The 24,014-nt window shown below is 33.4% G+C and carries 29 protein-coding genes and 1 pseudogene; 2 read left to right on the forward strand and 28 right to left on the reverse strand.

Translation table 11 applies throughout. The features are described from left to right. The 17 genes and pseudogenes from J6L95_RS00390 to J6L95_RS00470 form a co-directional block, all read right to left on the reverse strand. A pseudogene (locus J6L95_RS00390) lies at nucleotides 1–87 on the reverse strand (IS200/IS605 family transposase); the annotation flags it as partial. 211 nt (nucleotides 88–298) lie between these two features. After that, nucleotides 299–865 (reverse strand): GrpB family protein, encoded by a 567-nt coding sequence (locus J6L95_RS00395; RefSeq protein ID WP_287457678.1) that lies wholly within the window; start codon nucleotides 863–865, stop codon nucleotides 299–301. Between the two features lie 5 nt (nucleotides 866–870). Continuing rightward, a complete protein-coding gene (locus J6L95_RS00400; protein ID WP_287457679.1) occupies nucleotides 871–1,425 on the reverse strand; it encodes a GNAT family N-acetyltransferase in 555 nt (184 codons plus the stop codon). Between the two features lie 70 nt (nucleotides 1,426–1,495). Beyond that, nucleotides 1,496–2,692, reverse strand: coding sequence for a trans-sulfuration enzyme family protein (locus J6L95_RS00405; protein ID WP_287457680.1), 1,197 nt, complete (start codon nucleotides 2,690–2,692; stop codon nucleotides 1,496–1,498). Nucleotides 2,693–2,851: 159 nt separating this feature from the next. Continuing rightward, nucleotides 2,852–3,256, reverse strand: a complete 405-nt coding sequence (locus J6L95_RS00410; protein WP_287457682.1) for a GNAT family N-acetyltransferase — start codon at nucleotides 3,254–3,256, stop codon at nucleotides 2,852–2,854. 35 nt (nucleotides 3,257–3,291) lie between these two features. Beyond that, nucleotides 3,292–3,822, reverse strand: a complete 531-nt coding sequence (locus J6L95_RS00415; RefSeq protein ID WP_287457683.1) for a glycosyl-4,4'-diaponeurosporenoate acyltransferase CrtO family protein — start codon at nucleotides 3,820–3,822, stop codon at nucleotides 3,292–3,294. An 11-nt stretch (nucleotides 3,823–3,833) separates the two neighbouring features. Continuing rightward, nucleotides 3,834–4,316: an NAD(+) diphosphatase gene (locus J6L95_RS00420; protein WP_287457684.1), complete on the reverse strand. Its 483-nt coding sequence runs from the start codon at nucleotides 4,314–4,316 to the stop codon at nucleotides 3,834–3,836. A gap of 80 nt (nucleotides 4,317–4,396) precedes the next feature. Further along, entirely contained in the window at nucleotides 4,397–5,086 is a 690-nt protein-coding gene (locus J6L95_RS00425; RefSeq protein WP_287457685.1) for a dihydrofolate reductase family protein, read from the reverse strand. Then, nucleotides 5,073–5,570: a GNAT family N-acetyltransferase gene (locus tag J6L95_RS00430; protein WP_287457686.1), complete on the reverse strand. Its 498-nt coding sequence runs from the start codon at nucleotides 5,568–5,570 to the stop codon at nucleotides 5,073–5,075. Before J6L95_RS00430 ends, J6L95_RS00425 begins: the two co-directional genes overlap by 14 nt. Before the next feature lie 18 nt (nucleotides 5,571–5,588). Then, the gene (locus J6L95_RS00435) at nucleotides 5,589–6,623 is read right to left on the reverse strand and encodes a S66 family peptidase (protein WP_287457687.1); all 1,035 of its coding nucleotides are present in this window, start codon (nucleotides 6,621–6,623) and stop codon (nucleotides 5,589–5,591) included. A gap of 603 nt (nucleotides 6,624–7,226) precedes the next feature. Further along, nucleotides 7,227–7,595 (reverse strand): ACT domain-containing protein, encoded by a 369-nt coding sequence (locus J6L95_RS00440; RefSeq protein ID WP_287457689.1) that lies wholly within the window; start codon nucleotides 7,593–7,595, stop codon nucleotides 7,227–7,229. Nucleotides 7,596–7,626: 31 nt separating this feature from the next. Next, complete coding sequence (locus J6L95_RS00445; RefSeq protein ID WP_287457691.1) at nucleotides 7,627–7,938, reverse strand: TfoX/Sxy family protein; 312 nt, start codon at nucleotides 7,936–7,938, stop codon at nucleotides 7,627–7,629. A 180-nt stretch (nucleotides 7,939–8,118) separates the two neighbouring features. Then, nucleotides 8,119–8,640: a CDP-alcohol phosphatidyltransferase family protein gene (locus J6L95_RS00450; RefSeq protein ID WP_287457692.1), complete on the reverse strand. Its 522-nt coding sequence runs from the start codon at nucleotides 8,638–8,640 to the stop codon at nucleotides 8,119–8,121. Nucleotides 8,641–8,667: 27 nt separating this feature from the next. After that, on the reverse strand, nucleotides 8,668–9,807 hold the full coding sequence (gene rlmD / locus J6L95_RS00455) for a 23S rRNA (uracil(1939)-C(5))-methyltransferase RlmD (protein WP_287457693.1): 1,140 nt from the start codon (nucleotides 9,805–9,807) through the stop codon (nucleotides 8,668–8,670). After that, complete coding sequence (locus J6L95_RS00460) at nucleotides 9,804–10,037, reverse strand: Smr/MutS family protein (RefSeq protein WP_287457694.1); 234 nt, start codon at nucleotides 10,035–10,037, stop codon at nucleotides 9,804–9,806. Before J6L95_RS00460 ends, rlmD begins: the two co-directional genes overlap by 4 nt. After that, nucleotides 10,030–10,716, reverse strand: coding sequence for a pseudouridine synthase (locus J6L95_RS00465; protein ID WP_287457695.1), 687 nt, complete (start codon nucleotides 10,714–10,716; stop codon nucleotides 10,030–10,032). The genes J6L95_RS00460 and J6L95_RS00465 overlap by 8 nt, the downstream gene beginning before the upstream one ends. Beyond that, nucleotides 10,716–11,000, reverse strand: coding sequence for a ParB/RepB/Spo0J family partition protein (locus J6L95_RS00470; protein WP_029070413.1), 285 nt, complete (start codon nucleotides 10,998–11,000; stop codon nucleotides 10,716–10,718). Before J6L95_RS00470 ends, J6L95_RS00465 begins: the two co-directional genes overlap by 1 nt. A gap of 99 nt (nucleotides 11,001–11,099) precedes the next feature. Here J6L95_RS00470 and J6L95_RS00475 point away from each other — a divergent pair, with 99 nt between their 5' ends. Continuing rightward, nucleotides 11,100–11,864 (forward strand): MurR/RpiR family transcriptional regulator, encoded by a 765-nt coding sequence (locus J6L95_RS00475; RefSeq protein ID WP_029072321.1) that lies wholly within the window; start codon nucleotides 11,100–11,102, stop codon nucleotides 11,862–11,864. Nucleotides 11,865–12,086: 222 nt separating this feature from the next. Here J6L95_RS00475 and J6L95_RS00480 read toward each other — a convergent pair whose 3' ends face one another. The 10 genes from J6L95_RS00480 to J6L95_RS00525 form a co-directional block, all read right to left on the reverse strand. Continuing rightward, on the reverse strand, nucleotides 12,087–12,779 hold the full coding sequence (locus tag J6L95_RS00480; RefSeq protein WP_287457697.1) for a hypothetical protein: 693 nt from the start codon (nucleotides 12,777–12,779) through the stop codon (nucleotides 12,087–12,089). Next, nucleotides 12,780–13,439, reverse strand: coding sequence for an ATP-binding cassette domain-containing protein (locus tag J6L95_RS00485; protein WP_287457698.1), 660 nt, complete (start codon nucleotides 13,437–13,439; stop codon nucleotides 12,780–12,782). Between the two features lie 744 nt (nucleotides 13,440–14,183). Beyond that, nucleotides 14,184–14,900 (reverse strand): hypothetical protein, encoded by a 717-nt coding sequence (locus tag J6L95_RS00490; protein WP_287457700.1) that lies wholly within the window; start codon nucleotides 14,898–14,900, stop codon nucleotides 14,184–14,186. Further along, the gene (locus tag J6L95_RS00495; RefSeq protein WP_287457701.1) at nucleotides 14,887–15,711 is read right to left on the reverse strand and encodes a hypothetical protein; all 825 of its coding nucleotides are present in this window, start codon (nucleotides 15,709–15,711) and stop codon (nucleotides 14,887–14,889) included. The genes J6L95_RS00490 and J6L95_RS00495 overlap by 14 nt, the downstream gene beginning before the upstream one ends. Before the next feature lie 62 nt (nucleotides 15,712–15,773). Next, on the reverse strand, nucleotides 15,774–16,040 hold the full coding sequence (locus J6L95_RS00500; protein WP_074623999.1) for a hypothetical protein: 267 nt from the start codon (nucleotides 16,038–16,040) through the stop codon (nucleotides 15,774–15,776). A 238-nt stretch (nucleotides 16,041–16,278) separates the two neighbouring features. Beyond that, nucleotides 16,279–17,064, reverse strand: coding sequence for an ABC transporter ATP-binding protein (locus J6L95_RS00505; protein WP_074623998.1), 786 nt, complete (start codon nucleotides 17,062–17,064; stop codon nucleotides 16,279–16,281). Then, entirely contained in the window at nucleotides 17,051–17,932 is an 882-nt protein-coding gene (locus tag J6L95_RS00510) for an ABC transporter permease (protein ID WP_029070410.1), read from the reverse strand. The genes J6L95_RS00505 and J6L95_RS00510 overlap by 14 nt, the downstream gene beginning before the upstream one ends. Before the next feature lie 11 nt (nucleotides 17,933–17,943). Further along, nucleotides 17,944–18,912 carry an ABC transporter substrate-binding protein gene (locus tag J6L95_RS00515; protein ID WP_287457702.1) on the reverse strand — a complete coding sequence of 323 codons (969 nt, stop codon included), beginning with the start codon at nucleotides 18,910–18,912 and terminating at the stop codon, nucleotides 17,944–17,946. A 359-nt stretch (nucleotides 18,913–19,271) separates the two neighbouring features. Further along, a complete protein-coding gene (locus J6L95_RS00520) occupies nucleotides 19,272–20,828 on the reverse strand; it encodes an NAD(P)/FAD-dependent oxidoreductase (protein WP_287457703.1) in 1,557 nt (518 codons plus the stop codon). Nucleotides 20,829–20,832: 4 nt separating this feature from the next. Continuing rightward, nucleotides 20,833–21,945, reverse strand: a complete 1,113-nt coding sequence (locus J6L95_RS00525) for an NAD(P)/FAD-dependent oxidoreductase (protein ID WP_287457704.1) — start codon at nucleotides 21,943–21,945, stop codon at nucleotides 20,833–20,835. A gap of 105 nt (nucleotides 21,946–22,050) precedes the next feature. Between J6L95_RS00525 and J6L95_RS00530 the strand changes: the two genes are divergently transcribed. After that, nucleotides 22,051–22,791 carry a YebC/PmpR family DNA-binding transcriptional regulator gene (locus J6L95_RS00530; RefSeq protein ID WP_287457705.1) on the forward strand — a complete coding sequence of 247 codons (741 nt, stop codon included), beginning with the start codon at nucleotides 22,051–22,053 and terminating at the stop codon, nucleotides 22,789–22,791. Between the two features lie 59 nt (nucleotides 22,792–22,850). Here the strand turns inward: J6L95_RS00530 and J6L95_RS00535 are convergent, their stop codons facing one another. Next, nucleotides 22,851–24,011 carry an NAD(P)-dependent malic enzyme gene (locus tag J6L95_RS00535; protein ID WP_287457707.1) on the reverse strand — a complete coding sequence of 387 codons (1,161 nt, stop codon included), beginning with the start codon at nucleotides 24,009–24,011 and terminating at the stop codon, nucleotides 22,851–22,853. Between the last annotated feature and the right edge of the window lie 3 nt (nucleotides 24,012–24,014).

The raw sequence follows: 24,014 nt of genomic DNA on the forward strand, positions 1-24,014 counted from the left end.
AATTTTACGCCTGTATCTTGGACAAAAGACAAAATGGTAGTTTATCAAAGATACCGTTGTGTTCGTATGTCTATATTTATTTTCCATACATATACTATATCATAATATATGTACGCTTCCGGTATCTACATACACTTTTTTATTTTATGCTATCCATCTCACACCTAAAGGAGTGGGCTTTTCGCACAGTCTTTTGTAAATGGCTTAATGAGCCAGTTCTTCTATAAAAGCATTGGCTGGATTTAAGATCTCTGTACCAGGAATGACAATGCTGCTAGTTAGAAAACAGATCATATTCTTAATACCTTTCTCCATATTCTTCTTTGGCTACTGTAGTCCACTTCTTAATAAATGATGTTTTCGCATTTGTATAAGCATCTCTATTATGTTCATACTTTTTCCATAGACTAAGTTTTAATGCTTCATAATCTTTTGCAATATCAGGATGATCATTCATGTAATCTCTAAAATAGAGTTCATCATTATCGCCTGTATATCTTAGATGAATGTGGTAGACCTTCTTCGCAAACCCTTTTTTAGTGTAGCCTTTATTTAATGAGATTCTTTGATTTTCAGTACACATTCTATAAAAACCATTCTTTTCAATTTGTTGCGCTGTTTTTTCTATATCTTCATTAGAATCAATTTCAATTAATACATCCACAATATCTTTAGCATAAATATTCTTGATTGAAGTGCTTCCTATATGACTTATTCTTTTTATTGAATATTCATGTAATATTTCTTTAAGTACACTTTCTATTTCTTTATAGTTGTCTTCCCACTTCTTATCATGAGGTACAAGAAATATGGGAAAAAGTGTCCATAGTTCTTCTAATGTCATTTCTGTTAGTTCTTTTTCCATATTGATTATCTTTTCCATTCACTTCTTAATAGACCATATATGGATTCATCCACAATTCCATAATTATTGAATCCTGCCTGACGAAGTGTTCCTTCATATTTTAATCCGCATTTTTTCATTACTTTACCTGAATTAGGATTGTTTGTATCGTGTTTTGCTTCTATTCTATTGACTTCAACACTTTCAAATAGATAATCAATGACAGCTTTGAATGCTTCTGATGTCACTCCCTGATGCCACCATTTTTGTCCTATACAATAACCTATAGTTACCATCTCACATTTTTCATTGATATCTACAACACTGATACTGCCAATAGGTTCATCAATGTCTTTTAAGACGATTGCCCATTGATAATAATCTGGATTTTTATATTGTTCTACCCAATTAGAAATAACCATTTTTGTTATTGATAAATCACTGTGGGCTGGCCAAGTCAGAAAAGCTGTTACCTTCTCATCAGCCATCCAGTTTTTATAAGAGGCTTCAGCATCTGATAAACGAAATGCTCTTAAGACTAGTCTTGGTGTTTCTATTGTCTTTGTTCCTTTATGTTTCATTTTTATCCCCCTCTATTTGTTATATCTCTTTTTTTACAAAAAAGGGTCACTTTGTAGCGACCCAGCTAAATTAAAGCCCAATTTTATGAAGTGCTTGATCAAGATCAGCAATGATATCTTCTGGTTCTTCTAATCCAACTGAGAAACGAATAAATCCTTTTCTGAATTTTTCAGGATAGAGATTAATACGTTCATCATAACTTGGCTGAGGGAAAATTAAGCTTTCATCATGCCCTAAAGAAACAGCAAATGTAACAACTTTAAGTGCTGCACAGAATTTTTCTACAGCCTTATCATCGGCGTCTACTCCAAATGAAATGACACCGCCATATCTCTTCTTCATTTGTTTCTTAGCTAACTCATGACCTGCATTACTTTTAAGTCCTGGATAAGAGACAAAAGTAATGTTTTCTCTTTGCTCAAGCCATTCAGCAATTTGCTGAGAAGACTCATTGATTCTTTGCATACGAAGTGGGAATGTAACTGACCCTCTAAATATTTGCCAGGCATTGAACGGACTTATGACACTTCCTACATTTACCTGTGCCTCATATCGTATACGATCCATTGTTTCAAGATCATTGGAGATAATCGCTCCACCTTGTGCATCGCCATGTCCATTAATAAATTTAGTAAGTGCTTCAACGACAAAATCAGCTCCTAATTCTAAAGGTTTCTGATTATAAGGTGAAGCGAAGGTATTATCTACTGATAAAATAGCACCATTTTCATGCGCTATTTTTGCTATAGCAGCAATATCTGTAACACCATTTGTTGGATTATCAGGAGTTTCAACGTGAATAAGACGTGTTCCTGGAGTAATGGCCTTCTTGACTGCTTCTAAATCTGTCATATCTACCATAACTGTTTCTACACCGAATTTCTCATTGAATAATTCATGAAACATTCTATATACAGCCATGTAGCTTACCTTAGGATAAAGTACTTTATCCCCAGTCTTCAGTAATGTCCAAAATAATGCATGCAATGCTGCTACACCACTTGCTAACACAATAGCATCATCTGCATCATGCAATGCGGCAATTTTCTCTTCTAGCCAATGCTGATTTGGATTTCCATTTCTTGAATACATAAGAAGATCAGTTGAAGAATAATTCACCTGAGACAAATCATCAGGTAATTTATAGCTATTCGCCATATGAAGAGGTCTTCTTACCGCTCCAGTACCTTCATCATAATCTGTTCCTGTATGTATTGCTTGTGTTGAAATACCATATTCTTTGTATGGATTCTTTTTCTTTGCCATATATACTCCCCCCTTAAAATCATTAACAGATTAAAATTTCTTTTTAAGATAATAACATTTTCAAACTATTTAATCTATTGATTTGATAATAATATTACCTTTTAAACTTTAATATTAACGTTGTTAAACAATTTTATATTTCAGAGCATATTCCTTTTATTATGTCCATAATGAAGTAATAAACATCGGTGAAGCATCTTTGCTTTTTTCAAATCCACAATTCTCATAGAAATGCAATTCTTCATCATAGGCAATGACCGCAATTCTAAGATAATCTTTATAATGTTCTTTTATCATTGACACCAATGTTCTACCAATCTTAAGTCCATGATACTTTGGATTTACAAGTAGATAATGAACATAAGCATTCATGATCCCATCATCCATGACACAGATCATGCCAATGAGCTTATCACCATCCCATGCTGAAATAACAGTTTTGAAGTTTTTCATAGCGATTACTAATTTATCTGGATAGTGACCCGATGACCATTCTACAGATAGAAACAGCTCTTCAAGCTGTTCTCTTGTAAAATCATGTGTTTCTTTATATTCAATATTCATATTATCCCCCTCAAATAAATGAACCATCACAGTTTCTAGTGTTTTCTTATAAGCTTAATAACTCTTGGTCGGTTATACCTTTGCATTATGACAAAAGCAAGATCAAAACATGCAGCTAGAAATGAAGTAATCATAAATACCCAGAAAGCATTAAACCAAATGGAAAATAATACTGGGATAAAGCACAGCAAAACATTGACTTCATGGACTACTTCAGCTTGACACATAGACTGTGCTATTTGATCAAAGCTACGTTTACGCAAGTTGAAGTAATCTTGTTCAAAAGTCGGCAAATAGTTTTTCCAGTATCTTACTTTCAATATTTCATAAATAGACTTTTCCCATTGTCTACTTTGATACCATTTTTTAGTATAATCTGCCTTATTGTGCATGCATCTTCCTACGACAGATCCAACAAGTAATCGCATTACAAAATGATAAGAAATTATCCCGAATGTTATCGTAAGAGAAAGAACTAAACAATTATGATATTTCACATATATGCCACAAAAGAATAGTGTTAAAACTATAAATCCTATCCCAAATGAATAAACAATCTTTTTCATTTAAATACTTCCTACAATTTTGCTAAAAATCTTTGTAAAAAGCTTTTGGCGAGTGAATCTGGTTTGATGGTATCTAAAACTTCATCTAAGCCATACCATTTTGCATCATCTACTTCATCAGTTAATTGGAAATCTTCAGTTTCAACTCTTACTGCATAATTATGAATTAACGTATTGGATTTAGAATAGTATTCATTGTCATTGTAGACATAGCTGACAACACTAAGACCAGTTTCTTCTTTTATTTCACGAACCAATGCATCTTTTGCATTTTCTCCTTTATTTATATAGCCAGCAACGAGAACATGATAAGGTTTTCCATATTGCTGAATTAATAGAATCTTATCTTTATCAGGATTAAATACAATCGCAGAAATAGCACTGTTAAATGTAGGAAACTTAAACTGCTGACAATGAGGACAAAAAGGAACCTTACCATCTATTCCATTTTCTTTATAAATTAATTTTTCTCCACATTGATCACAATAATTCATTTTTTCACCTTCTCTTAAAATTTCTTTTATATATAGTAACATACTAAAAACGAGAACAAAAAATATTTTGTCCTCGTATGTTAACTATTGTTTACTTTATATCTTAATCTTACATAGGAATCTTCAAGTTGAATACATTCTTCAAGTTTCAATACTGCAAGCTTATTCAATTCATCAATTGAAGTAATTGATTTCCCATCTATTAGTGTAGAAGTCTCTTTTCCTCCAATAAGCACTGGTGCTACAACAATGTCTACAAAATCAATAAGCTTCTCTCTTAGAAAAATACCATTCATTGTGCCACCACTTTGAATTGTGATTCTTTCACAGTTATACTTATCCTTTAACTCAATTAGTGCTTTCTTTAATGAAAGTTCTTCCTGAAAAATAATGCTCATATTATCAGCTTTAACATGAAATGCTGGATGATTCTTATTTGTAGTAATTAATACAAAATACTTGGATAGTTCACAAAAATACTTTATCCCATGTTCATTAAGATGAGAGTTATCAATCAGAACAAATGATACCGGTGTTTTTGATGGCATAGGTTTGTTATTAACACCTAGCTTCGCCTGTACTCTACCTGTATTTAATGACCATAAATCCGTTGTCTGTTCAATCTCATAGTATTGATGTAAACCTTCTTTTAATCCTTCAATACAAGGAAAATCCTGGTCTACATCAAGATGGTCAGATGCACCTGTACTAATTTTCCCATCTACTGACATTAACATAAATAAAGTTGTAATTGGTCTATTCATAATCATACTTTGATATTTCCATTTCAATAATATTATTTACTACACTCTTATCTTTAAAGCCAACCTTCTTATAACACTGATGTGCTATTTCATTGTTTTCAAGAACACCAATTGTGATCTTGTCCACTCCTAATATTTCAAAAGCATATTTCAATCCAAGAACAAGCATCTTGGTTCCATATCCTTTTCCTCTGATTGTTCCATCTACAATAACCCATCCAAAACGAAGAAGTTTAGGATTTCCTTGTAGATACCTCATAATGAAATGTCCAACCACATTATCTTCTTCATCAACTGCAGTCCATGGATAGAAATTATCTTCTTCCTTACAGTCTCCATTATCTAAACGATACTTGTCATCGATGATACGTGCAGAAATGGGAAAGTCTCCAAAATGGTCACCGCCCCACTTTAAAAAGACATCTTCATCTTGTATCCAGCTTTCAATTATTTTAGCGTCACAGCTTTTGTATGGTCTTAATCTTAACATTGAACTTCTCTGTCTTTCTTAGATTTTATGATCAAAAGATATGATCTGCTGATCTGCATCAACTTTAGCTTCAACACCAAAAGGAATAATACAGCGTGGCATAGCATGTCCAATATTGACATTAAATACAATAGGAAGATCTTCTCTGTCAATGACATCTACAAGTATCTTCTTGTATTCATCTACGTATGTTTCATCCATTGGTTTTCCCACAATGACACCTGAAACAGCATCAAATACGCCTCTTTCTTTAAAGTATTCAAGTGCTTTTCGATACTTCTCAGGAGAAGGCTTTTCTTCGCTTGATTCTAACAGAAAAATATGATCTTTCCACTCTTCTTTATCGGGGAATAAATGATATTTCTCACACAATATCGGCATATCCTCATAACGTTCACCATTAAAGAAATCATACAGAGAATCAATGCATCCTCCTAGTATTTTACCAGAGAATACCGTTGCCCCCTGTAACAGTTCAAAACCATTATTAGGGTGAGCAATCAAAGGCTGTCCAATCTGTTCTGAAGAAAAACTCTTTCTCTCTTCGTACCAAATATCACTAGGTGATATTTGACGAATAGTCTTAGTGGAAATCAGTTCCTTAAAGTATTTATAAGTATACGGTAACATCTCTGAACTTAGTTCACAGATGTCAGGTAAAAAGGCTTGTCCGTAAAATGTTTTTAGTCCCACCTTATGTAACATAAAATGGTTGATGGTTGTATCTGAGAAGCCAAGGAATACTTTATCGTTTACTGCATCTTTAAGTTCATTATGTTCAAATAGATATGGCAATAAGCGATAGGTATCATCTCCACCGATAGCACATAATATCATATCGATATCTGGATCACGAAAGGCCTCTAGCAGATCTTCTGCTCTTTTTTCAGGATGTTCTTTAATATAATCCAATCCTTTTAATGCATTAGGCATAAACTTTACATTTAAGCCTAATTCCTTTAATCTTTTCAGTCCTATTTCTACTTCAAACTGTATAAATGATTCACCTAATATACCACTTGAAAGACTTACAATAGCAACATTTTTTATCATCGATTTTCTCCTTTACTCATTTTTCTTAAACATTGATACTAATCCACGAAGATATCGATGAAGAGTGCTTATGTTCAAGATTTTATTTCATTCCTGCTTTAACATTGATCTTATATCCCTCTTGTATAGCAGAAAGTGTAGCTACAAAGCTAACGATTATTCCACTATATTTTAGATCAAATGTTGATAAACTCAACGGTAATATAATACTTTACATACCCATATATCATATTAATAATCTTTATTACAAAAATAAAATCCGCAAAGAACTCAAATTTTGATCCAAAGTCACTGTCCCCGTTTGTCTTGCGACACTCCATCTATCATATCAGTCAATCCTGACATACAATACAGAACATAAAAACTGGTGAGAATACTTGAAAGAAAAACAAAGTGATACTACAAATGATACGTATTCCTATAATAATATTAGCCATATTTCTATTGTTTTTTTCTTGATAAAAGAACGATTGTTTCGACGTGCCCCGAGACTCCTTTATGAATGTCCACAGTACAAGCAAAATTACCTACCAGAGCACGTTCCCCCAAAAAAGTCTACTGTTTCTCTTTGGTCGAACACTTCTACAAGCTGGAATTTTGTTTCTAAATCACTGTGTACCCTTCTGATGTTAAAACGCTCAACGCTCGCTCATAGTTCTCTTCTTTCACGAGAATATAGTCGGTGTTATAAGTCGATACGGCAAATATGCCAATTTTATGCTCAGCGAGGATGCCGGACAGTTTTGACAGAATGCCAATTAACGAAAAGTCGAGCACACCCTGAATACGGAAACCTCTCCAACCATCATCACGCTCGATTGTATTGTCCGGTGTATCTTCCGTTTTACACACCAGAGATAATTCTTCATCCGTCTTCCCAATAAAATAGAAGTCGGATTCCATATCTATACTTGATACTTCAGCCACTTTACATACCGTTAGCTTATAGTCAATTTTCTTCAGTTCCATCATTCTTGTTCCCTTCTAAAAAATCTGTATTTTTCTATCTCTTCTTCCGAGCAGTCAGTTCTGGATACATTGTATCAAGCAACTCTCTTAGAAACTCCCTGTTCTCCACATCATCCACAAGCAGCATCTTTTTCGCGCCTTCATACGGCAGTTCCATATCTGCGTCCGGCATCATGACAACGGCTGCCTTCACAGGTTTCACAAGAAAGCGGTCATCATATATTCCGCCGACTATCTTGCCGCGATAGTAAATGATGTATTCTCCCATCATAGCGCGATACGATATATCGTCCAACCCAGAAAGCTGATCCAAAATATAATCAAGATAATCTTTGCTTGATGCCATTATCTCGCCTCCTCAGAATCCTTAATCTTTTAATAATCCTCAGCATCCACGCCGATTTCGACGTATTTCTTCGGTTTTCTTGTCCAATCTGACAACAGTCTCTACATGCTCGAAGACAATGACTTGAATGTCATCGTTAAGAGGAAATGTATCCAAGTCCAAGCGCTCTGACTAAACAAGTCAACGATTAGACGGATCGTTATTCCTCATTCCTGTTCTGATCAAGTGTCCTTCCTGTATTGCTGCGAATGTCGCTACTGCACTTACAAACATTCCACTATATTTCAAATCAATAAACGTTAATGTCAGTGGAAGCACGAAAAGCAGTATGCCCGTCACCTTATTCATTACTGTGTGCACAACAACCAATTCCTTTCGCATTACATATCCGGAAATCAAGTTGATCGCCTTGATCACGGCAATCACGATGATCCAGATGATAAGCCAAGTCGGAATATGCAGGATTGGAATCAGCTTTATCAGGCAGCATAATACCAGAACAAAATCAGCGGCTGTATCCAATTTCAATCCAAAATTGCTGACAGTGCCCGTTTTCCGTGCAACCGTACCATCTATCATATCGCTGATTCCCGCAACAATGTACAGGATATAAAACGCAGATGAAAACACGGGGCAGAACAGCAAAGCCATGCTGCAAACAATCCGGATGCCGGTTATAATATTGGCCATATTCAGCTTCATTTTAGATTATCCTTCCTGACAATAGTTCTATTGCCTCGACATACCCTGAGACATCAATACTACAGTCTCTACATGTTCAGTAAATGGGAACATATCAAATGGATACACATCAGTAAATGTATAGCCAATCTTCTTAAATTCCTTAAGATCTCTTACTTGCGTATCAGGTCCACATGATACATAGACAATCTGTTTAGGATTAAGGATCTTAACAGCTTGAATAAATTCCTTAGTAGATCCTGTTCTAGGTGGATCCATAATGATCGTATCATATGAAGCTTTCATGCTTGCCTGCTTCTTCATAAATTCAGTTGCATCATCACAGATGAACTTAATATTGTTAATATGATTGCTTGCTTTATTATCATTAGCATCCTTAATGGCATCTCTATTTCTTTCAACACCAATAACTTCTTTTGCCTTCTTGCTGGCAATCATGCCAATTGTTCCAATACCACAGTAAGTATCCAATACTTTCTGTGGATTCTTTAATAAAGATAAAGTCTTGTCATACAATGCTTCACATTGATCATGATTAATCTGATAAAAAGATTTAGATGAAATCTTAAATGTCAATCCACAAAGTTCATCAATGATAAACCCTTTTCCATATAAAACTTTCTCATAATCACCTAAGACAATACTTGTCTTTCTTTGATTGACATTTAAAACAATGCTCTTGATATCAGGGAAAGCTTTCGTCATTTCTTTACAGAAATTCTTTGAACCATTAAAGACCTTGTTATTAGAAACCAAAGTTACTAATGTCTGATCAGTCTTTACCGCTCTTCTAATTAATACATGACGAATATCCCCTCTTGATTTTCGTGGATCATAAATGGAAACACGGTATTTTCTAAATAATTGTGATATTTTCTTTAATATCTGATCAGTCTTTTCATCATGAAGAAGACAAGTATCATAAGGAACAACTCTATGACTGCTTTCTTCATATAATCCATAATGATACTGATGATCAAAAGCAACGATTGTCTTATTCCTATACCCGTATGGATTTTTTGCACCTTCTATGGGATGTACGTTTACATGAAACTCTTCGAAGAGTTTCTTCATCTTCCTATTCTTATATTCTAATGATGCTTCATATCCCTTATTGATAAATTGACAACCGCCACACTTCTTTTCAATTGCACACTGTTTTCTCATAAAAATCCTTTCTTAATAACCAAATCTGTCAATCCTTTATTCATTGACAGTTCAATATGATCCACTCTTGGATGAGTTCTAAATTCTTTTCTTACCATCTTCATTAATATATCAGAATGATAGCCATGTATAACTCTTAATAATGAGATATTCTGATCTTTTAATGCTTCTTTAATAAGTTTTCTTGCTTCAATAGTTGTACAGCCATGAATGTCTAACTCTTTAATCAAGATATACACTCTCCCTTAATGTTGCTATTTCATCATCTGATAAATGACGATATTTTCCTTCTTGAAGATGACCTAATTTAAGATGACCAAAAGATATTCTCTTTAAAGATAAGATCTTATTGTTTAAAGAAAGAAAAATCTTCTTTACTTCATGATATCTTCCTTCATGAATTGTAATGTATCCTTCTTTTTCATCTTTCATCTGAATAAAGCATTCACATAAATGATTATCATCTATCACAACGCCTTCATTAGCCTTGTCAACTTCTTCTTTTGTTAAAGGATGAAGACAAGTAAACTGATAAGTCTTTTCTATATGATAAAGAGGAAGTGTCAGTCTTTTTCTTAGTTTTATATCATTTGTCAATAATAATAAACCTGTTGTATCACGATCAAGTCTTCCTACAATATGTAAATCTTTTCTTGGCATCAGTTCTACAATGCAGGGATCTTTATCGTCCCTGTTGGCACAGATATATTGAGCTGGCTTATTGATCATGTAGTATTTTAATGGGTGAAGATCTAATTGATGATCATCAAAATAGACTTCTCCTTCTTCTACATCAATATTATCAGTAATAATCTGTCCATTGACTCTGACATGTCCTTCTTTTAGTAGTTTTTTAGCATGATGCTTTTTAGCAATCTTATGTAGAACTAATAAATCAATGATATGCATTAGTGGGTGTTTCTCCCTCTTGAACAATCATTTGATCGTTGATCGCCATTGTTCTTAATGATGACATGTACATTTCTTCCTCTTTTATAAGATGGATCTTCTTTGAGTATATCTTCTAGAATAGTTAATCTTTTATGTCCATCAACACAGACATATTGATCATTTTCTATTCTTACCTGAATAGGAAAAGAAAAACCAATTCTCTTAACTGAGGCCAGTAATGTTTCACTATAGTCTTTTCTTGTAAATTGTATTTCATCTATTGATAGTTGTCTTATTCTCATTTTATCACCGCTTTTATTATAAACATTTTTTTACATGTTGGAAATTCTTTTATATGAGTTTTATTGATATGATATAATATTCACGAAGGAGTGAACACTATGGGAATGAAGATCAGTCAGAATTTATTATTAAGTAGAATATTGACTTACATGAATGGTACATTATTTAATGATTCTTATTTTAAGATTGCCAACTTTATTGTTTTTCATTATTTAGATATGGAGAACATGAATAAAGAAGATGTTATTAAAATGGGGCCTTTTAAAGAAGAAGAGCTTGATGCTTTTATGAGTGCCTTTGGGTTTAATGACTATGAAGAATTTAAGCTTAAACTCTATAATGATTATCAGACCAGACTGAATCAGATTCGTGTAAGATTGATTGATGTTCATCCTGAACAGTTCCTCGATAAGATGGATATGACGATTGAAAAAGAGGAACTTCAGCGTATGGTTTGTGAAATATGCGAGAAGTTTTATAAAGCTAAGAGAATCATTATTCTCGGTGCACTCTATCCTTTATCTTTAGGAGTAGAGCTACAGACTGATATGATTACTTTTGGTAAACCTTTTATTCAGTATCATAGTTATAATCCAATTGTTCTTAATAAGGATGATGTCATTATCATTGTGAGTGCTACTGGTAGAGCTCTTAAGAATATGCAAAATAAGATGCAACATCTGCAAGTGGAAAATGCGTATTCAGTATTGCTTACACAAAATGCTACATACCGTAAGATGGAAAATGAAAATACAAGAGTGCTTGTTCTTCCTGGACGTTTTGATAGTGTTGATTTCAACTATCAGTTAATGGCTATCTTCGATTTAATTCGTCTTCAGTATTTTCAGCAATATTATTTATAAGAAAGATTCATTTTAATCTTTTTTCAATAAGACAACTGAATATTAAAGTTAAATGTAGGTGCATGAGAAAAATCTCATGCACCTTTCATTTCTTTTGAATATTTCCAAAGAAAAACTACCAATTTCTCAGCAGCATTTATAATGATTATTCTAATGTAAATTCATTTGTGAATGCAAATATGTATCTTGCGATGATGTTCACTTCTCTTATATAAAAGTTTTTTATTTCAAATCATCGATGATATTTTTCTTGATTTCCTTATACTTGTTTAATACTCCACTATCGTTAGTTAATATATCTAAATTCTTAATGTCTACATATTTATAACTATCCATTCTATTTTTATCCAATAACTGTGTTTTAGTATTCTTTGCGCAATAAATAGAATACTTTAAAGTACTAGGTATAAACGACACTTTTTCTTTTTTAGATTTTATATACGATGTTGATGAGGGTAATTCATTTAAGAAGACATAGTAATCCTCGTTGGTTCTCATCAACTGATATCCACTTGACGAATCATATAATCTAAAATCTTCTTCGAAGCTCACTGGTTCATATATATAAATATGATCATTCTTTTTAATGCTATAATCCGATTTATAAGTTTTCTTTACAATTACTTTCGTATAAACAGCACTAGCAAATAATTTTCTTTCGTCTGTTACATGAATTTTTGCAAAAAATTTAGATTGTGTTTTCAAATCATCATAATTATTTATAGTTTTAAAAATATCTTTTTCTACAGTATCTTCTCCAAATTGTACAGTATAATTATTTACATCACTATTATCTTGTAACTGCTTTAATGTTATGGATCCCTTATAACTTAAACGTGTCATTATAGCTACAGAAAATACTAACAAAATCATAATAACGATAATTGTAATATAGAGTTTTGTTTCCTTTATCATTTATGCAACCTCTCTTTGACTATTATCTGCATAATCAACTATCTTACCTAATTCCATTCTTATTTTAATGTCCGACAAAATATCTATATCTTCCTTATTATGACTAGAAATAATAATAAGAGTCCCTCTTTTTGCTTCACTTTGAATTATTTTTCTAAATACATCAACACCTTCTTGGTCTAATGCATTGGTAGGCTCATCCAAGACCAACAAATCAGGTTTTTCCATAATCGCTTGTGCGATAGCCAATCTTTGCTTCATTCCCATTGAATATTTTGCAACAACTCTTTTTTCTTGATCATCCAATCCCACTTTCTGTATAGCCTTTCTAATATCATTTTCATCAATTTTTCCTTTTATATCTGCAAGCATTTTCAGATTCTCGTATCCTGTAGCATAAGGAAAAAATCCTGGATTTTCAATCATTGCCCCAACACTTTCTGGAAAATCAATATCCTTCCCAATTATTTTTCCATCAATTGTTACAGAACCGTGATCAGAATGAATTAATCCCAAAATCATTCTCATGAGCATTGTTTTACCTGAACCATTTCTTCCATATATGCCATAGATTTTTCCACTTTCAAATTCGAAGGACACCTGATTCAATACCTGGTTTCCTTTAATACTTTTTTCTATATTATCCAATTTGATTATCATTTTTCTCCCCCCTGCTACATGAATTCATATTTATTAATTTTCTTCTTTGATACAAAATAAATCAAAATACAAATCAATGAAATAGACAACACGGTTATGAATGTATTAGAATGGTAGCTCATCATGTAATTATAGTTTCCCCAATTAAAAAAAATACACTTAGCCGGATATATCCACATTCCGTGATTTTCATATATAACACCTGTAATAATCAACGGAACAGCCAACTCCAATAGAGTTCCCAATACACACGCCGTTTCATTTAAGAATAATTGCATTCCATTAGAAAAGAATGCCAACATGATCATTTGAAAGAACTCTAGTAAAAACAATTCGAGAATATCCCATGCTGAAATTTTTAAACCATTACATACTAACAAGATGACAATACTTGTAAAAAATATAGCTTCATAATAAAACACACTTTTTATTGTCAAAATGATTGTTTTATTTAACCACTTCGTCCTATTTGATGTTCTTAAAAAGATATACAAAAAGTTTGATTTTAAATCTTTCACAAAACTGTTTGTGATCCATAAAAATAACAAGCACTTAGGTGCCACATAGAGAATAATTAAAAACAAATTCGAACTGTCCTCGACTTGTATTCCTCCTGCAACTAGTCTAAAAAAATCTGGACTTTTGATTAACTTACTTCCTAATATCAAATATGAGTAATACATCGAAAAAATAAAATGAATCAATGCAACTATACAAATATTTCTGAATATAAATTTATTTATCTTATTTTTCATCATTCCTCCAAAGCAGATCCTTATTTTTTATCTGAAACGAAGCTAATGCATATACGCAAATGATGACTGCTATTATCACTATGCACATTAATTCATGCGCAAACCATAAATACTGATTATCTACAAATAAAAAATAAGCGTTTATAATATAAGAAAAGTTAATGATTTCTGTCTTCAGAATAATTCTTGTCAACAAATAAGGTGCAAAAATAATCCCGATGATACCAACTAAGACTAAGATATCCATATTCCATTGAATTTTTAATATAAATGCAATGTATGAAATCAATGTAAAAATCAAGACATATGTTATAAACGCCAAAATACAATAACAGTAATCTTGCAATTGACTATTTTTCATCCACAGTATCAATCTTTCAACATTGATTGGTGTAACAAGTATGAAGATATATATTAGACTTGCAATAAACAATTTCTTCATTACTTTTTTTTGCCAGTTTGCTCTACTTCCATAGCTGATCATTTTTGAATAGGACATATCATCGTCAATAAGTTTTATTATATTTCCAACAAAAATAGGAACAATGATTGCATAAAATAACAAATCATTAAATATTGCCTGATATAATACAGATAATCTTATCGTATTATACCTAAACAATACTTTATAGGCCGCTACAGCAAAAAAACAACTTAATACAAAACTCAATATCCAAAAAATGTTTATCTTTCTAAATATATTCATAACGATTACATCCCTTTAATGACAAAGCTATTCCTATTACATAAATAGCGGAAACAAAAATCAAATAACTTGAAAAACTAATATTATGGTTAACCTCAACGTAAGATAAATAACTTAACAATGGTATATTTAGATTATGACTTATTATCATAATAAATATAAAAAAAACAAATATAATAATAGAAATATGAATAGGTTTAAGTTTTTCAAATATATCATAAAGCTCCAATCCATATGTTAACAATGCTATTCCACCTGCTAAGACACTAATGATGACAGAATAAAGCAAATTATAGACATATGGATTATTAATTTGCCAATAATCAAACAATAGATTTTTATCATACGTCATAGCCTTCGCATACACGGATATTCCAAAACGGTTATCAAATCCTTCTATTGGGAATGCAATGCAACACAATAACTGATTCAATATCAAAATGAAAAGAATACTTACAGTTGTAATTAACACCACTGCAACCGCATTGCCTACGATATACTGCCTCCTATTCATTCTTAATAAAGAAAATAAACCATCACCTTTTTTTTCATTATTTTTTCTATATCCTGAACCTAAGGTTGCAGCTATCAATGGAAACAATAACGAGAAGATCATCATGATTGCTCTAGAACTTGGTGCACAAAGTAAGAAATTATCTGCTGCACTTCTGACTCTCATATAATTTATACCATAGGCTTTTATACAATTTAAAAGTACTGCTCCAATACTCATTAAACATAATAATGCAAAGGTTATTTTAAAATCTCTCTGATTTATTTGACTTTTCAACTGAAAAACAAATGATTTCATAGTCATTCTTTCCTTTCCGGTTATTATATGGGCAACTAGAATAATTCTAGTTGCCCATGTTCTTATCTAAAATCAACATTCCCAGCCACAAAAGCTCTCTCTGACAAATACCAGTGTCCATTTTCCATGCCTAGAATGATGTTTTTTCCTTTCTTGTTATATCCTGACTTATTAAACTTGATCTTCACATTGCTACCAATCTTTTGATCGTAGTCTTCTGAAATCTGCTTCTTGCTATTATTCGCAGCCCAGAAAGTCACTAAATCAGTATTCTCTAAATCAGTAACTTTATTCCTAATATAATCATCACATATTGCAATATTAAGCATAATAATCATCCTTTTTCATATTTTCCTTAGGTCCGATTATATCACAATATAGTATATCTTTGTATCATAAAACAAATTATAGATAAAAAAAGTATTTATAAGTCATAACCCTATTAAATATATTTTTGATTTGACTTTTATATCATTAACGGTAAGTTAAAAGGTGCATGAGAAAATCTCATGCACCTATACAACTTTATTTATTGTGTTGGAGTGAACAAATCAAACGACTCTCCTTTTAATCTCTCAATAACATACGATCATTCATTTCACTGGACTGTGTAAAGATATGAATAAGATCTTCTACATTCATATTTTTCTTTTCTTCTTCTTTAATATCAGAAATGATTTTTCCATCTTTCATGATAAGAATACGATTGCCATAACGAAGTGCATCTTCCATGTTATGAGTAATCATCATTGTAGTAATATGATTCTCTTTAGCAATCTTTTCTGATAAAGCCAAGACTTTCTTTGAAGTTCCTGGGTCTAAGGCTGCAGTATGTTCATCTAATAAGAGCAGCTGTGGTGTTACAAGTGTTGCCATCAGCAATGTCAATGCTTGTCTTTGTCCACCGGATAATGTACCGACTTTTGTATCAAGTCTATTTTCAAGACCGATGTCCAACTCTTTTAATGCATCAATAAAGTACTTTCTATATTTATGAGTAACTGGTCTTAAAGAGAAATGCTTTCCTCTTGAAAATGATAAAGCTAAATTCTCTTCAATAGTCATAGATGGTGCAGTACCTTTTAGTGGATCTTGAAACAAACGTCCAATATGACGTGAACGAATGTATTCTTTTGTATCGGTAATGTCGTGATCATTCAAGATAACTGATCCGCCTGTAATATCTACAGCACCTGAAATGCTTTGAAACAATGTAGATTTACCAGCCCCATTAGATCCAATAATGGTGATAAAATCTCCTTCATTGACTGTTAAATCAATATGATCTAAAGCTTTTTTCTCATTGATTGTTCCTTCATTGAAGATCACTGTAAGGTCCTTAATTTTTAGCATGTTTCTTTTTTCTCCTCTTCAATGATGTAGATGATATTGCCACGATAACAATGGCAGCAGACAAGATCTTCAGATCTCCTGTTGTAATGTTAAACTGTAAAGCAATTGTTAAAATAGCACGATATAGAATAGAACCAATAACAGTCGCAATAAGCATCATAGATACACGATCACTTCTGATAAGTGTTGTACCAATGATAATGCTTGCTAAACCAATAACCATCATCCCAATACCAGCAGACATATCTGCATAGGCCTGCTGCTGTGTGTAGATAGCACCAGATAAGCCAACGAGACCATTGGCTAATCCTAAGCCGATGACTTTCATCTTATCAGTATCAATGGAGCTAGCACGTACCATATCTTCATTATCCCCACAGGCTCTTAACGCCAATCCCATCTGTGTCTTGAGGAAATAATTTAATAATAATACCAGTAAGATCACAATGATAAATATGATGATAATCTTATCATAGGGATCAAACTTGGCAAATGATGTAAAGATTGTCTTATTGTCAAGCAAAGCAATATTTGAAGACTGATTCATAATTCGCAGATTGACTGAATACAGCCCCGTCTGAGTCAATATCCCACTAAGAATAGGATTGATTTTTAACTTGGTAATAAACAATCCTGTCACAATTCCGGCTAGACACCCTGTCACAAAAGCTAAGGCTAATCCTAGCACCGGTGAACCTAAAAGGGTAATGACTGCGCTTGTTGCGCAGCCAGTTGTAAATGATCCATCCACAGTTAAATCTGGAATGTTCAATATTTTAAAGCTGATAAACAATCCTAGCGAAAGCACAGCGAAGATTCCGCCAAGCTCTAGTACGCCAAGGATCATTTTAATGATTTGATCATTCATATAAAAACTCCTTAAATCTCGATATACTTCTTATCATTCTTGATGCTGTCAGGTAATGTCACCTTAAGAGTAGATAATGCTTTCTTGTTAACATAGATATTTAAGTTTGTCTTGAAGACTTTTACAGGCAATGATGAAACACTCTTACCTTTAAGAACCTGATCAGTCATACGCGCAGTTTCTCTACCTAGTTCTTCATAATCAATACCAACTGTCATGAAGCCACCATCTTTTACCATTGAATCTGCACCTACATAATAAGGAATACCAGCCTTCATAGCTCTTTGGCCAGCAATGCTCATTGCACTTGCGACTGTATTATCATTTGGAGAGAAGATAGCATCGCATTTAGAAGCTAATGTATCAACTGCAGACTGTACTTCATTGACACCTACAACAGTTGCTTCTTCTACCTGAATATTCTTTGAAGCTAAGTATTTCTTGATGTTTGCGATATTTGTGCCTGAATTGGCTTCACCTTTATTATAAAGAAGACCAATCTTTTTCATGTTAGGCTGAACCTGTAAAGCTTTTTCCATGATCTGATCAACCTGTACTTCATCGCTTGTACCAGTAATATTTTTATTTGGCTTAGTTAATGAAGCAGTTAATTTTGCACCCACTGGATCACTTACTGCTGAGAAAATAACTGGTGTTTTATTAGCGAGACGAGCAGCTGCCTGAGCTGCAGGTGTTGCGATTGCAACAACGACGTCGAAGTCTTTCCCCTGAAAATCATTTGCGATACTTGCAAGTGTATTGTTGTCACCTTGCCCGTTCTTGAATGTATATTCTACATTCTTGTCTGTATAGCCGAGTTTATTCATTTCATCATCAAATGCACTCTTGATTGTATTAAGTGATGTATGATCCATCATTTGGATAATACCAACCTTCTTTTTAGATGAAGATGAAGAACATCCTGATAACAATGAAGCTGCCATAGCTCCTACTAATAAAGTTTTAAATAATTTTTTCATAATAATATCCCCTTTTCTTGTGACATTTATTATTGTGAAACAAAAAACGCCCATCCACAAAGGACAGACGTTGATCTGCTATACCACCTTAGTTTAAAATGCCATCACATTTTTGCTTTATAACATAAGCAACACGTTCCGTGATACTCAATTTCCCACGGACCCTCATAGACCCACTTATTAAGCTGCCATTATCAGGATCACACCATCCCTGACTCTCTATGAACACATTTCTTAATAATTCTTTCTACTCTTAAGTTTAAATAAACTCTATCATACCAGAAGTATGAAGTCAAATAATCTCAGGATAATTTTTATTTTGCCCAATATTCACTAAAATTATTTATGTTCTTTACAAATTACTGCTTACAAATCTGTTCTGCGCATAAAATACCGTCCACTGCTGAAGACATAATGCCACCGGCATAGCCTGCTCCTTCACCAATTGGATAGATCCATTCAACATTGGAATGCATCTGTTTATCACGAGTGATACGTACTGGTGCACTTGAACGTGATTCAACGGCAGTGATAACTGTATCTTCATCAATAAAGCCTGGCATTCTTTTATTCATTAATGTAAATCCTTCTTTTAGGTTTTCATTGATAAATGATGGGAATACTTCATTGATATTAGCTAATGTATAACCTGGCTTATAAGATGGAATAATGTTTCCTAATTCCACACTAGCAACATTGTTCATATAGTCTTCCACTTTCTGAACTGGTGCTTTTAATTGACCACCGCCCAATGCGTAGGCTTTTTTCTCTAATTCTTTCTGGAATCTTACTCCGTCCAATACATCATGTCCAAAATCATCAGGTGTAACATTGACAAGCACTGCACTATTAGCATTTTCTTTATCTCGTGCATAATAGCTCATACCATTAACACAAAGTAATCCTTCTTCTTCACTTGAAGGAACGACAACTCCACCTGGACACATACAGAATGTATAGACTCCTCTTTTCTTGCTTGTCTGTACAGCTAACTTATAAGGTGCTGCTTTTAAGGCAGGATGATGAGCGGCTGATTTGTACTGTATTTCATTGATTTTTTCTTGTTTCTGTTCAATACGTACACCTACCGCAAAGGCTTTAGGAATCATGATAAGCTTTTTACTTAACATTTCGTAAGTATCTCTTGCACTATGACCAATTGCCAAGACAAGATCATCTGTTTCTAGTACTTCCTTCTTGCCCTTTGATTCTACTTCTACATAGTGCTTTCCATCTTCTTCATAATAATTAGTAAACTTTGTTTCAAAAGAAATCTTTCCACCTTTTTCTAGAATATCTTTTCTCATAGAAATAAGCACTTCTCTTAAACGATCAGTTCCAATATGAGGAAGTGATTCATATAAGATTTCTTCTGGAGCACCATGCTTTACAAATGTTTCTAGAATATAACGAATTCTTTTATTCTTTGTGCCTGTTGTTAACTTACCATCGGAGAATGTTCCTGCTCCCCCTTCTCCATAGGAGATGTTGCTTTCAGGATTGATTGTTCCATCTTTAAAGAGTGCGTCTACATCTTTCACACGTTCTTCTACTTTCTTGCCGCGTTCTATAAGATGCACATCTTCTCCTATTTGTGATAACACATAGGCACAAAATAGACCTGCTGGACCTGATCCTACAATGGTTACTTTCTTATTATTCTTTACTGGATAATCATAATGATATGGTTCATAGAGACTTAAGATCTTCTTATGACGATTCAGTAGTCTTTCTTCTTGATCGACTTCAAAAATAAATGAACAGTTAAAATGAACATTTGATCTTCTTGCGTCAATTGATCTTTTTAACAGTTTTACATTCTTGATCAAACGCTTAGGGACATTCAATTGTGTTGAAATGACCTTAGCGTAATCTGTCTCAGAAAGTGATACTTTTATATTATTAATTCTTAACATGTTATTACTCCTTTAAATCTCTTGCTATTCTTTTAGCACATGCCAATGCAAAATGTAAATTATATCCGCCACAGTCTCCTGTTACATTTAATAATTCTCCCATCGCATACAGATGAGGATACTTCTTGCTTTCTAATGAAGAATTGACATTCTCAAGCAGAATGCCACCACTCATAACTTGTGCATACTGCGCTTCTCTTAATTCCTTGACTTCAAGAGTCAGATCTTTTAAGAAAGGCAATGGCTTTGTTTTTTCAAGTAGAGCACTGATCTGATAAGGTACAAGTCCATCATATGGATGCTCTAATTCTTGAAGAGAATCTATTATATCTTTTAGTTCTTCTTTTGTATACTCCTTCATCATATCAATATGAAGACGGCATCCTTCTTCATAACATCTAGATAATTGCATAACTGCAATACCACTTACGCCATATTGTGTAAAAAGCAATTCTCCATCTTCTTCTCTTAAGATGCGACCATCTTTTTCTAATGTGAAATGTCCTTTTACACGTACACCTTTTAATTGTTTATAGACAGGATGTGTAATCATCTGTGTTAATGATGGTGTCATCTTCTTCATTGATAGATCAAGATGTCTTAAGATCTTTTGTCGATCATCCATTGTAGATAGTTTTCCCGCAGGAGTTCCCATCGCAAGAACAACACCATCACTATGATAGTGGGATGTTTCTGTTTTTATATGATATGTACCATCATAATAAATATCTACTACTTTTTGTTCATAAAGGAATACGACTCCAAGATTTTCTGCATGTGACATCAGAATATTTTTAACACTCTTGGCCTGCTCACTTCTTGGATAAAGCAAGTTTCCCATATATTTTGTATAAAGTCCTAATGATTTCATGGCTTCTTCCATATTGAAATCTTCGACAATATCTTTAACTAAATCTAGCTGATCACCTTCATAATGAGAGATATTCATCTCTTTATTGGAAAGATTGCATCTGCCATTTCCAGTTGCTAAAAGCTTCTTTAATGGTGTCTTATTTGCTTCTAAAACAATAACATCAAGAGAAGGATGAGACTGTTTTAAAAGTATTGATAAATAGACGCCAGAAGCCCCTGCACCGACTATAATTATTTTCCTCATTTCTATCACCGAAACCATATTACCATAAATTTTTTAAATTTATTGAAAATAACAATAAAAATGTTTATAATTGACTAGTAATTTTACTAAGGAGGCAATTTTATTATGGGTAGAGCTCATGAAGTACGTAAGGCATCAATGGCCGCTACTGCTGCAAAGAAAACAAAAATCTATTCTTATTATGGAAAAGAAATTTATCAAGCTGCAAAGTCTGGTGGTCCAGATCCTGATGCAAACCTTTCTTTAAGAGCTATTATTAATAAAGCAAAGAAGGATCAGGTACCATCTCACGTTATCAATAACGCTATTGATCGTGTTAAGAGTGGTGCAACTGACAACTATGACTCACTTCAGTTTGAAGGTTTTGGTCCTAATGGTTCTACATTAATCGTTAAATGTTTAACTGATAATGTAAATAGAACAATCTCACAGGTACGTCCTGCATTCACTAAAGCACATTCTAAATTAGGTGCTGAAGGTTCAGTTTCTTACTTATATAATGTTGAAGCAGTTGTTCAGTTCAAAGGTTTATCTGAAGAAGATGCTTTAGACGCTTTAATTGAAGGTGAAGTAGACGCAAAAGATATCGAAACATTAGATGATGGTTCAATTAAGATCACTGGTGAACCTACAGACTATAACAATATCAAGGTTGCCATTCAGGCTAAACTTCCTAAGGTTGAATTTGATATCGATGAAATCCAGACTATCCCTACTGAAACAATTGAACTTGAAGGTGAAGACATGGATTTATTTGAACGTTTAATGAACTTATTAAATGACTGCGAAGACGTTGACCAGGTTTATCATAACGTTTCAAACTACAATGATGGAGAAGAAGAATAACATTTGTTATTCTTTTTTTATTTTAAAAGCCCTTATCATTCATGATAAGGACTTTTTCTTTACTTTTCTGCTTCAATTGCCACAGCTTTTGCGACAACTTTGGATACACGTGGATCGAATACACGTGGAATAATATAGTCTTTAGATAATTCTTCGTCTTTGATAAGAGACGCAATTCCTTTTGCGGCTGCTACTTTCATGGCTTCAGTAATCTGTGGTGCACGTGCATCTAGTGCCCCTCTGAATAATCCTGGGAAGGCTAACACGTTATTGATCTGGTTAGGATAATCTGATCGACCAGTTCCAACGACTGCAGCCCCTGCTTCAATCGCATCTGCGTAAGTGATTTCTGGTTCTGGGTTGGCCATTGGAAAAACAATTGGATTTTCTTTCATGCTGGCAACCATTTCTTTTGTGACAAGTCCTGGAGCGGATACACCAATAAAGACATCAGCTTCTTTCATTGCTTCTGCCATAGTCATGCGTTTACCTTCACTATTGGTAATCTCAGAGATTTCTTTTGTCAGGAAATCATATTGATCATAATCTTCTTTTGTGACAATACCGTTGATATTGAATCCATAGATTTCTTTTACACCAAGATCATGAATCATATGAATGATAGAGCTGCCTGCAGCGCCAGTTCCTGATACGACAACTGTGATATCCTTGATATCTTTTTTTACAACTTTTAAGGCATTGATCAATGCAGCACTCAAGACAATTGCTGTTCCATGCTGATCATCATGGAATACTGGGATATTGCATTCTTTCTTTAGTGTTCTTTCTATTTCTACACAACGTGGTGCACTGATATCTTCAAGATTGATACCACCAAATGTTGGAGCTAGCTTTTTTACAATATCAATGATTTCCTTAGGGTCCTTTGTATCAAGACAGATTGGCACGGCATCAATGTCCGCAAATTCTTTAAAGAGAATAGCTTTTCCTTCCATAACTGGAAGTGCTGCTTCTGGACCGATATCTCCTAATCCTAATACTGCTGTTCCATCTGTTACAACGGCAACGCTATTGGATTTCCATGTGTACTTATAGACGTTTTCTCTATCTTTTACAATTTCTCTACATGGCTGAGCAACCCCTGGAGTATAGGCTAAAGATAAGTCTTCAGCATTCTGGACATTGACTTTTGGTGAGACTGCCACTTTCCCCTTATATTTTTCATGCATACGCAAGGCTTCTTCATAAACTGATTCCATTTC

Origin of the sequence: Kandleria sp., assembly GCF_017934775.1 — a bacterium.
In the GTDB taxonomy this organism is placed as follows: Bacteria; Bacillota_I; Bacilli_A; order Erysipelotrichales; family Coprobacillaceae; genus Kandleria; species Kandleria vitulina.